The following is an 11,712-nucleotide window of genomic DNA, read 5'->3' on the forward strand; positions in this document are numbered from 1 at the left end:
ATCTGATTACTTTCTCAGGGTTCAATTTCTTCTGTTAAAGGATTGTCATATTCATCCTGGATGAGTTTCCTGCCTGCAGCCAGGTTGCCAAATATGTAATATAGTCCGGGTACAATAATTACCCCGAATACTGTTCCAAAAAGCATACCCCCCAGGGCTGAAGATCCTATAGTTCGATTGCCAATGGCTCCCGGACCATGGGCTAATATAAGAGGTATCAAACCAGCAATAAAAGCAAATGAAGTCATTAATATTGGACGAAAACGTACTCTTGCACCTTCTATAGCTGCGCTGTATACAGATGCTCCTTCACGTTGCTTCTGCACTGCAAATTCTACTATTAGCACAGCATTTTTTCCTAACAAGCCAACCAGCATAATCAATCCAACTTGCGCGTAAATATCATTGGCTAACCCCATGAATTTAAGCAGGAGAAATGAACCAAATATTCCGACAGGTAAGGACAACAAAACAGCAAGAGGTAAAATAAAGCTTTCATATTGAGCAGCAAGGACCAGGTAAACAAAGGCAAGCACAATTAAAAAAATGTATATAGCTTCATTTCCACGTTCAACTTCATCTTTCTGAAGTCCGGCCCAATCTATATCATAACCATTGGGCAATGTTCTTACCGCTACTTCCTGTATGGCTTTGATTGCTTCACCACTGCTGTATCCGGTGGCAGGAGCACATCTGATAGATGCAGTGGTGTACATATTGTACCTGTTGATTTCATATATCCCTTGTGTTTTTTTTATCTTCATGAAGGATGAATATGGCACCATTTCATCACGATCATTTTTAACATACAATTTCATAAGGTCTGATGGCAACCTTCTGAATTCAGGGGAAGCCTGAACAAACACTTTGAAAAATCGGCCAAACTTTATAAAACCAATGTCATATGAACTACCAATTAGAATAGAAAGGTTGTCCATTGCTTTGCCAATTGAAACACCTTTCTGCATGGCCTGCTGATTGTCAATCTCTATTTCATATTGAGGATAATCTGTTCTGTAAAAAGTAAATAATGAGGTAAGTTCTTTTCTTTTTTCCAAAGCAGCCATGAATTTTTCAGTCACCTCTCCAAGTTTGTTGTAATCGACATCATTGTTTTTATCCAGAAGTTGTACAGCGAGACCACCAGCCGCGCCATAACCTGGTACTGCTGGCGGATCAAAGAATTCTATTTGCGCTCCGGGAATAGTTTTTGCTTTTTCTTCCAACTCTCCGATGATTTCCTTTACGGTCAGATCCCGTTTATTCCATGGCTTGAGATTAATAAGACAGGTACCGGAATTAGAGCCCCGTCCCTGAGTAAGGATTTCAAAACCTGCCAGTGATGAGACAGATTCGATGCCCTCAATCTTTTTAGCAATATCCTGAAGCTGCCTGCTTACATCATAAGTTCTTTCTAAAGTCGAACCAGGTGGAGTCTGGATGACGGCATAGATCATTCCCTGATCCTCTGAGGGTACAAAGCCTGATGGAATGTTTCTTGTGATCCCTAAAATACCTATGCTGAAGACCAGAAGTATTCCAAAGGTAATAAGCCTTCGGTTTACAATAAGTTTTAACAAGCCTGAATACTTTCCTGTAAGTCTGTCAAATCCTTTATTAAAACCATTAAAGAATTTATCAATCAAAGATTGTTTCTTATCCTTTCCATGCGGATGTTTAAGAATCATGGCGCAAAGGACAGGCGTAAGGGTTAAAGCAACTATGCCGGAAAGAACAATGGATGCAGCCATTGTGATGGAAAACTGTCTGTAAAAGATTCCTACAGGACCAGTCATAAATGCCACCGGAACAAATACAGCAGTCATCAAAAGTGTGATGGCTATTACGGCACCACTGATTTCTCCAAGAACTTTTTTTACCGCTTTATAAGGAGGGAGATGTTCCTTCTCCATCTTTTCATGCACAGCTTCTACCACAACGATGGCATCATCCACGACTATGCCTATTGCAAGTACAAGGGCAAACAAAGTGATAAGATTAATGGTAAGGCCGAAAGCCTGTATTACAAAAAAAGCTCCTATCAAAGATACTGGTACAGCCAGTGTTGGGATCAGCGTGGAGCGCCAATCACCAAGGAATAAAAATACAACCAGTGCAACAAGAATAAATGCATCTCTTAATGTATGAATAACTTCTTCAATAGAAGCATTCAGAAAGCTTGAAACATCATAACTGATTTCATATTCCATTCCCGGAGGGAATGTCTTTTTGAGTTGCTCCAGTTTAGCTTTTACTTTATCAATAACTGCGGTAGCATTGCTTCCATAACTCTGGTTGAGCAATATAGCGGCGGATGGGTATTGATCTTTGTTGGAATAGATATCATAATATTCGCTTCCTAATTCTACTGTTGCAATATCTTTTAGGCGCAGTACTTCTCCATCTGGATTTGCTCTTATGATTACATCCTGATATTGTTCAGGATCGCTATATCTTCCTGTATAGGTCAATACATATTCAATAGATTCAGAACGCTTGCTGTCAGCTCTTCCCAGCCTTCCTGGAGAACCTATAATGCTTTGTTCATCCAGCGCTTTCATCACTTCATCTGTCCCAATAGTATAAGCTCTCATTCGATCCGGATTGAGCCAGATACGCATGGCATATTGCCTGCTTCCAAGAATCCTTGCTTGTCCTACACCTTTTATCCGTTGAAGTTCAGATAATATATTTATGTAGGCAAAGTTGAAAATGAATTTCATGTCAGCATCAGCACTCTTGCTATACAGATTTATATACATAAGCATGCTGGGCATCATTCTCTGTACTACAATGCCTTCGAGCTGAACCAATTGTGGCAGCCTCATCTTCATTTGCTCAATTCTGTTCTGGATATTTACAAGAGCTTGATTGGGATCTTCACCTAACTCAAATACTATCTGGATATTAGCTTCTCCTGAGCTTGCGGCAGTAGAAAACATGTACTTCATCCCTGGGACTCCGTTAATAGCTTGCTCCACAGGAATGAGTACAGAACTGACCAATACAGTTGAGCTTGCGCCGGGATAAGAGGCATTAATCATAATCATCGGAGGTGCTATTTCCGGGAATTGTGATTTGGGCAATGAATACATGGAGAGCAAGCCCACAAATACAATGACCAGGGATATGACAATTGCGAATACAGGTCTGTGAATAAATATATTAAACATCTTATCCTCCTACACTTTATTTATTACTCAGAATGTAAATTCAGATTGGGTATTACCTTCTCAGGTGCAAGGTATTTGTAGTTTATTTTATCTCCTTCTTTCACAATGCGCAATCCTTCAAGCAGAATCTTATCTTTTTCCGTAATGCCATCTACAACATACAAATCAGGCATTTCATTTAGTATGTTGATTTTTCTTGATTTCAGAATGTTGTTTTGATCTACTACAAAGACATATTTCTTGTCTAGTACTTCATAGGTTGCTTTTTGCGGAATGATCAAAGCATTTTTGATCGGGACAGTCATGAGTATATTACCTGTCTCACCATGCCTGAGTAATCCATTAGGGTTAGGGAAGGCTGCCCTGAAAGCGATATTTCCTGTTTCATTGTTAAAGTCTGCTTCTATTGTTTCAATTTTCCCTGGGTAATCGAAAATTTTATGATTAGCCATTTCCAGATTTACTTTTATGGAAGTGTCCTTCGAGATAGGTTTATAATCAAGATATTCCGCTTCAGGGACATTAAAGTAAACCCACATTGTACTATTGTCAGAGAGGATTGTAAGTAGATCTCCTTCTTCTATAAGGCTTCCTTTTCTGACATGGAAGCGGTCCATGATTCCGCTGAAAGGAGCTTTGATCTCAGTAAAATTTAAATGGGTTCTGGCTAGGTCTGCTTGCGCTTTGGCTTTGTCCAGTTTGGCTTTGGCCATAGATAGTTCATTCTTTGATACGATATTGCTATCCGCCAGAAGCTTGGTGTTTTTGTATTCAATTTCTGCAAAGTTGACTTCGGCCTGAGCCTTCTGGTATTCGGCTTTATAAGATACCGGCATAATTTGAAACATAGGTTGTCCTTCCTTTACTTTTTGCCCTTCATCAACATATATTTTCTGGAGATAGCCACTTTCCAGTGCCTTTATTTCTATGTGTTGAATTGAATGGATCTGACAGACGTATTGCCTTGTAATGGTTGTGTCTTTTTTCAAGGGACTGGTCACCAAAAATTTCGTGGTACTTTCCTTTTCTTCCTTTTTAGACTCACATCCTAAAAATATCATAGCGCACAGAAAAACTATGAGATATAGCTTCATCATACCGATTACATTAAAATATTATAGTTTACCCTCTAGAAGGAGAAATTTTAACTCAATGAGGCAGCTTAAGTTTTGAATTATTTAAAAAGAACATGGTGTTATTCTTTTTTCCCTAAGAAAATAAAAAGTTAAGGAAGCTGTTGTCAATTAAAGAGACTAAATTTTTGAATTTAGGGTGGAAAAGTAAGGTGGATATTTTTAACAAAAACGAGGGAAAAGGGGAAGTCTAATCTTTCTTGAATTTCAAATGTGGTCAATCTTCAATCCGAAGGCCAGAGGAATATAAAAGAAGCCCGAGGATATAATCTTCAGGCTTTTTTCACTTAAGACTTAAAACTTATAACTTATAACTTAAAACTTAAAACTTATAACTATTTGGGAAGGTGTATAAAGCCATACTTCCACAATATAAAGAATAGGATGCCTATCAGGATGGATAGCAATAGTACTATTGATAAGAAGGGACGTTTCTTTTTAGTAAATGGGTCATTTAAGTTAACCTTAGCTCCTTTAGGTAAATGTGCAAGATTGGTAAGGGTGTTTCCAAAAGGAATATTAACATTTGCTCTAGCATTTATAGCCCAACCATTAGCATCTAAAAGAGGTGCAAGGTTACGCTTTCTCAGTTTAAGAAATGCCATCACCATAGGAGGGCCGGAAATAATTAAAACAAGCCCTATGAATGCCAATGGCATTTTCCACCATACTAATCCCATAAATCCTGCAACAATAGAAACTGCTGCCGATCCTATTGCTCCAAGAGCTAAACCAATTGCAGCAAAAATTCCTACAAACTTTCCAACATCGAAAGGTTGTGCCGGAGATTTAGGTGCTGTTGAAGTTGTTATTTCTGTTGAAGCTTCTTCAAGACCTTTAGTAGATTTTGTTTCTACGTTCGCCTCTTGCTCGGCTGCAATTTTGTTGATCTGTGTTTCTATAAATTTATAAACCTTCTTATACGGTGACCAGAAGGCCTGGGCAATACTGATAGGATTGTCAACGATTTTAATGATGGTTGCATCCCAGTCTTTTCCATCTCTGTCATAGAATAAGGCATTTCTTCCAACTACTAAGTTATCGATATCTCCATTCGTCAATGCAGCAGCTATCGTCATTTTTTCACTTGTTGTTTTGGATACGCATTCACAGTAAATTAAAAACATACCGCTGTACGTGCTCATTGTATAGTGTTTAGGAAGATCGATTACTTTTATACACAGGTCACAGCTACGTTGGTCCACATATAATGTGCCTGCCTGAAAAATTGCTTTCGCATCTGGAGAATAAAAATCATAGAACGTGACAAAATTCTTTAATAAGGTATATAGATCACGGTAGTAGCGAACAAGTTGGTCAACTAAGATAATATTATTGGCTTCATGCTCCAGTGCTATATCTTCAGATATCAGAGATTTTAATTCTTCCGGATGATTACTGTTCAGTATTTCTCGCACCCGGCTAATGCCCAGGCTGGAAACTGATGTTCCTAATGCTTCTGCCTTCCATTGAACAAATGCTGTGAATATATCCGTTATGATTTTCCAATCGGCTTCGCTCAGTGTTTTCTGGTTAGGGAATAATTTATTTGCAATGAACTTGTTGAAGGAGTTCATAGTATCTTCCCATGCTGGATTAATACCTGCATATAGCGGCAAATCTTTTTTAGCTTCAATTTTCGCTAAAGGATAACTTGCAATTTCCTCTATGCAGGTTGAAAGATCTTTGGGACTGATTGCTTCTACTCGGGCAACAAGTAAATTTAAAACATCAGTAGAGCGAGGGTCAAATGCTGCCAGTTTGCAACGCAGGAAATAATCTTCAATTTTTGATTTAATCGCTGAATAATATTGATATGCTTCTTCTGTCTGTTCACCGAAAGGAAAAATAGAGGCTGTATAAGCATCAGCTTTCTGATGCCAGTTTGCATATAAGTTACATTGTTCCAGAAACTTTGTTAAGTGTTCAAGAGAAATACCTTGTTTTCCGCCTCTGTCTGTTGATGAGCCAATACAGGATATCACTTCGTTGAGAAGCTGAACAAGCTTTGGATCCTTTGTTGTATCTTCAGTAATAATGCCGTCTCCATTGAACTTTGATAAAGCAAATATTTTGGCAATGTCAGATGTCTCTTCAACGGTAAGGATTTCAGAATCTTCTTTATTGATATTCTTTAGAATGACTTTAGCAGAAGATAAAAGCTTGCGTCCTGCCTCGGTTTGATCATTAATGGCAGATATGGGAAAGTTTGCTTCTTGCTTTAATAAATCATCCGGGTTTTTGATGATAGATGTAACCCAATCCACTGCTGCTACGATTTCGGGCACGCGAATTTTTCCATCCTTGTCTTTATCAATAAGTTCTAATGTTTTTGGATCAATTTCAAGATCATTAACAGGGCAGCTCAATGCTGTCCATAACTTTTGATCAAGCGAACCTAGATGTATCAGATCCTGGCCGGATTCGATATTTACCCTCTTTATGCCTCCAACTGTGGAGAAATTCCAGATATGATTATTAGTGTTATTCACTACGAATGAACTTTAGAGAAATAGTATATTCAATTTAATGGAAGTCAAATTAGCAAATTCTTTAGACTGTTAAAAATGACGTTGTTTTTACACTACTTCTCAATAGGGCACAAAATAGTATAAATGATCATAAAACTTTAACTAGGTAGAGTTAATGTTTGCTGTTTGGTAAGGAAGATTAAATTTATTTCTGGTATATACGTCCAGTTTTCATAATTAAAGATCTGATAGACAAAAAAGAAAAAGCCATTTTACTATATAGTAAAATGGATTTTTCTTCATTTTGATGAAATTAATCTTAAACTACCATCCACCTCCTAAAGCCTGATAGAGATTGACCATTGCATTCATCTGGGCTTTTTTGGTTTCAATCAAATCAAACCTGGAGTCTAGTGCATCACGTTGAGTCATCAATACTTCCATGTAATCTGCACGGGCAGAGTTAAATAGACCTGTTGATATATCTATGGATCTGGTAAGCGCTTCAACTTCTTTTACTTTCAGATTGTAGCTATTTTTCATATTGCTGATATTGGCTACCTGATTAGAAACTTCCATGTAAGCTCTTAAGACAGTACGTTCATAATCGTAGACAGACTGAATTTGCTTTGCATTAGCAGAACTATAATAAGCCTTGATTCCGTTTCTGTTAACAAGTGGCTGAACCAGTTCTCCTGCCAGAGTATATAAAATAGACTCCGGAGATTTTATTAAGAAATTCGGGTTATAAGCATTGTAACCAACGCTTCCTGTAATTCTAAAGGAAGGATAGAAATTAGCTTTTGCCACTTTTACATCCAGTTTTGCTGCTTCCAGGTTGTGTTCAGCCTGCTTTATGTCAGGCCTGTTCTGTAACAACTGAGATGGAATACCAGCATGTATTGAATCAGGAATTAATTCTGTGAAATTCTGAGCATTTCTTGCTATAGGTTGAGGGAATCTACCCACAAGAAAATTAATATAGTTCTCAGTTTCAGTGATTCTTTGAAGAATAGCGTATTGACGGCTTTGGTTTTTTAGAACTTCTGCTTCAAACTTCCTTACAGGTAACTCGGTAACTTTAGCAGCCTCTTTCTCCATTCTTACGATGTGCAATGCGTTCTGCTGGATCTCAATGTTCTTCTTAAGAATTTCCAGCTGATTGTCTAATGCCAGCAACTCATAATAAGAATTGGCTATTTCTGCTATCAATTTAGTTACCATGAAATTTCTTCCTTCAGAAGATGCAAGATATCTGAGCATTGCCGATTTTTTTGCATTACGCAACCTTTTCCAGATATCCACTTCCCATGAGGCTCTTGCAGCTACTATAAGGTCAGTAAAAGGATCGGGAAAAGGTTTTCCAGGGGCGATTTCCAAGTTTTCATCAACCGCTCCAAGTCTTGTATATCTTCCCATTTTGTCTAGTCCTGCACCAACACCGATACCAACGTTAGGTAAGTAGTCACCTTTTCTGGCTCTTATTTCATTTCTGGCAATGTTGATCTCCTGTGCGATTATATTCAGCTCCTGGTTATTTTTAAGAGCAGTATCTATAAGAACATTCAGATAAGGGTCATGAAAGAAATTCTTCCAGTTTACCTTTGCCGTATTGGTTGAATCTTCCGGACTATTATACTTTGCAGGTACAGTCTTATTTTCTGTTTTATGTGTAATGGATGGTATACATGCAGTACACAAGAGAATAATACCGACTGTCCTGAAGTGCTTAAAAATTTTGTATTTACGCATTGTGTTCGATTTCAACGTGTTCTATTTCTTCAGTTAAAGGGGTTTCATGTTCATCTTTGATAAGCTTACGACCACCAGCAATTGTGCCGAATATGTAATACAAACCAGGGACGATAATTACGCCGAAAATTGTTCCGAAAAGCATACCACCTAGTGCGGATGAACCGATAGTTTGGTTACCAATAGCTCCAGCACCGTGGGCAATCACTAATGGAATCAATCCCGCGATAAAGGCAAACGATGTCATTAGAATCGGTCTGAAACGAACTTTAGCACCTTCTATGGCCGCATCAAGGACTGTTGCCCCCTGTTGTTGTTTTTGAACGGCAAACTCAACAATCAATACGGCATTTTTTCCGAGAAGACCGACAAGCATTACCAGTCCTACTTGTGCATAAATATCATTTGCAAGCCCCATTCCTTTAATCATCAGGAATGATCCGAAAACTCCGGCCGGCAGAGAGAAAATAACTGCCAAGGGTATGATAAAGCTTTCGTACTGCCCAACAAGAACGAAGTAAACAAAGACTAATACAATAAGGAAGATATATACAGCTTCATTTCCACGTCTTGTTTCATCATATGAAAGTGCTGCCCAGTCTATATCAAAGCCGTGAGGTAAAGTTTTGGCAGCTACTTCTTTTACTGCTTCGATAGCTTCACCACTACTATATCCTCTTGCGGCACCACCTCTGATACCTGCAGTGTTGTACATATTGTATCTATTGATTTCATTGGCTCCCTGCTTCTTTGTAATTTTCATGAAAGCCGAGAAAGGAACCATTTCACCTTGGTCATTTTTTACGTACAGATTCATAATATCAGAAGGGAGCTTCCTATATTCAGGAGCTGCTTGCACGAATACCTTGAAAAAGCGTTGGTATTTAATAAAACCTAGTTCATATGTACTTCCTACAAAGGTCGATAGCGTATTCATCGCGTTTCCGATAGAAACTCCTTTTTGCATCGCCAATTGATTATCGAAATCAATCTCATATTGTGGATAGTTTGCGCTAAAGAAGGTAAATAAACCTGTTAACTCTTTGCGTTTTTTCAGTTCACCGATGAATTCATTTGTTACCGATTCAAGCTGCTTGTAATCTCCACTGTTAGTTTTATCCAATAATTGTAAAGCAAAACCACCTGCAGCTCCGAATCCAGGTACAGCCGGAGGATCGAAAAACTCAATTGTTGCCCCAGGGATCTCCTTGGCTTTTTCTTCCAATTCCTCAATAATTTCAGTTACAGAATGGTGTCGTTCTGACCAAGGTTTAAGGTTAATCAAACAGGTTCCGGCATTAGATCCTCGACCTTCAGTAAGTACCTCATAACCTGCTATGGAGGAGACTGATTTTACACCTTCCACTGTATTAATAACTTCCACAAGTTTGTTAGATAAGTCATTAGTTCTTTCCAGTGTTGAGCCAGGAGGTGTTTGGATAATAGCATATAGCATTCCTTGATCTTCACTTGGTATAAAACCTGAAGGTAAGTTGTTGGCTATAAAATATATGCCAATGGTAAATACTGCGAGTAATATTCCAGTGACTAATCTTCTGTGTGCAATTAATTTTAACAGTCCAACGTATTTGTCCGTAACCTTATCAAATCCTCTATTAAAGCTGTCGAGGAATCTGTTCATTAATGTCCTCTTTCTCGGCTTTCCGTGCTCATTTTTCAATATCATTGCACAAAGAACCGGGGTAACTGTAAGTGCCACAATACCTGAAAGAACTATAGAAGATGCCATGGTAATGGAAAACTGTCTATAGAAGGTACCTACTGGACCAGTCATAAAGGACACAGGAACAAACACAGATACCATTAAAAGGGTAATGGCTATAACGGCACCGCTAATCTCACCAATAACCTTTTTTACTGCGAGATAAGGAGACAGATGTTCTTCGTGCATCTTGGCGTGCACGGCTTCCACCACCACAATGGCATCATCGACCACAATACCAATAGCCAATACGAGGGCAAACAATGTAACCATGTTGATTGTGAGCCCGAAAAGCTGCATGCAGAAAAAGGCTCCAATCAATGATACTGGAACGGCCAATGTAGGGATAAGAGTAGATCGCCAGTCACCAAGGAATATAAACACAACCAGAGCAACTAGGATGAACGCGTCCCTTAATGTATGTATAACGTTTTCTATGGAAGCGTCAAGGAAATTGGAAACGTCATAACTGATTTCATATTCCATTCCCGGAGGAAATGATTTTTTCAATTCTTCCAGTTTGCCCTTCACCTCATCAATTACCTGGCTTGCATTGCTACCATAAGTTTGCTTAAGTACTAATGCTGCTGAAGGATAACCATTCAGATTAGAATAGATATCATAATATTCACTTCCCAATGTAACAGTTGCTATATCTTTCAATCTAAGAAGCTCACCATTAGGATTGGCCTTAATAATAACGTTTTCATATTGTTTCGGGTCATTGAATCTGTCTGAGTATGCCAAAACATATTCAAGTGCTTCCGCACGCTTGGCATCTCCTCTACCAATTCTACCCGCCTTACCTATAACACTCTGGTCATTCAGAGCTTCCATTACTTCGTCCGGAGAAATTTTATAGGCACGCATTCTGTCTGGATTTAACCAGACACGCATAGCATATTGCCTGCTACCAAGTATTCTAACTTGTCCAATACCCTTTATACGTTGAATTTCCGGTACCATGTTAACCCCTGCATAGTTGAACAGGAATTTCATGTTGGCATTCTTATCTTTACTGTAAAGGTTGACATACATTAGCATACTGGGAATTACAGGAGTAATTACAACCCCTTCCCGTTGCACCAGTATAGGCAATCTGTTAGTTACCTGTTGAACACGATTCGATACCTGCACCAGAGCCTGATTGATATCAGTTCCAGGTTCAAATACAACCTGGATATTTGCTTCTCCCGCACTGGTAGCATCAGAAGTCATGTACCTCATTCCCCAGGCACCATTAATGGACTGCTCTAATGGGATAATAACCGACTCAGCAAGCGATTTGGCGCTTGCGCCAGGATAAGACGCACTAACCATCACCACCGGAGGTGCAACCTCTGGGAATTGTGATGTAGGCAAGGTTTTGATAGACAGTATGCCCAGGAATATAATCACAAGTGATATTACAATTGCGAGAGCAGGTCTATGAATAAATTTACTGAACATCTTCTTCCTAT

5 protein-coding genes are annotated in these 11,712 nt (G+C 38.7%); all 5 read right to left on the reverse strand.

Features of this window, described 5'->3' with window-relative positions; genetic code table 11:
* Positions 1 to 14: 14 nt before the first annotated feature.
* A complete protein-coding gene (locus K350_RS0121600; RefSeq protein ID WP_028981678.1) occupies positions 15 to 3,173 on the reverse strand; it encodes an efflux RND transporter permease subunit in 3,159 nt (1,052 codons plus the stop codon).
* A 23-nt stretch (positions 3,174 to 3,196) separates the two neighbouring features.
* The gene (locus K350_RS0121605; RefSeq protein WP_028981679.1) at positions 3,197 to 4,270 is read right to left on the reverse strand and encodes an efflux RND transporter periplasmic adaptor subunit; all 1,074 of its coding nucleotides are present in this window, start codon (positions 4,268 to 4,270) and stop codon (positions 3,197 to 3,199) included.
* A gap of 371 nt (positions 4,271 to 4,641) precedes the next feature.
* The gene (locus tag K350_RS29875) at positions 4,642 to 6,798 is read right to left on the reverse strand and encodes a hypothetical protein (protein ID WP_037576571.1); all 2,157 of its coding nucleotides are present in this window, start codon (positions 6,796 to 6,798) and stop codon (positions 4,642 to 4,644) included.
* Positions 6,799 to 7,101: 303 nt separating this feature from the next.
* Complete coding sequence (locus tag K350_RS0121615; protein ID WP_028981680.1) at positions 7,102 to 8,529, reverse strand: TolC family protein; 1,428 nt, start codon at positions 8,527 to 8,529, stop codon at positions 7,102 to 7,104.
* Positions 8,522 to 11,701 (reverse strand): efflux RND transporter permease subunit, encoded by a 3,180-nt coding sequence (locus tag K350_RS0121620; RefSeq protein ID WP_028981681.1) that lies wholly within the window; start codon positions 11,699 to 11,701, stop codon positions 8,522 to 8,524. Before K350_RS0121620 ends, K350_RS0121615 begins: the two co-directional genes overlap by 8 nt.
* Positions 11,702 to 11,712 lie beyond the last annotated feature (11 nt).

This window comes from Sporocytophaga myxococcoides DSM 11118 (assembly GCF_000426725.1).
GTDB classification, from domain to species: Bacteria; Bacteroidota; Bacteroidia; order Cytophagales; family Cytophagaceae; genus Sporocytophaga; species Sporocytophaga myxococcoides.

What these genes read in the sequence shown, in the direction of transcription:
- K350_RS0121600 (WP_028981678.1), bottom strand. Translation starts at nt 3,173, where the DNA reads ATGTTTAATATATTTATTCACAGACCTGTATTCGCAATTGTCATATCC.
- K350_RS0121605 (WP_028981679.1), bottom strand. Translation starts at nt 4,270, where the DNA reads ATGATGAAGCTATATCTCATAGTTTTTCTGTGCGCTATGATATTTTTA.
- K350_RS0121620 (WP_028981681.1), bottom strand. Translation starts at nt 11,701, where the DNA reads ATGTTCAGTAAATTTATTCATAGACCTGCTCTCGCAATTGTAATATCA.
- K350_RS0121615 (WP_028981680.1), bottom strand. Translation starts at nt 8,529, where the DNA reads ATGCGTAAATACAAAATTTTTAAGCACTTCAGGACAGTCGGTATTATT.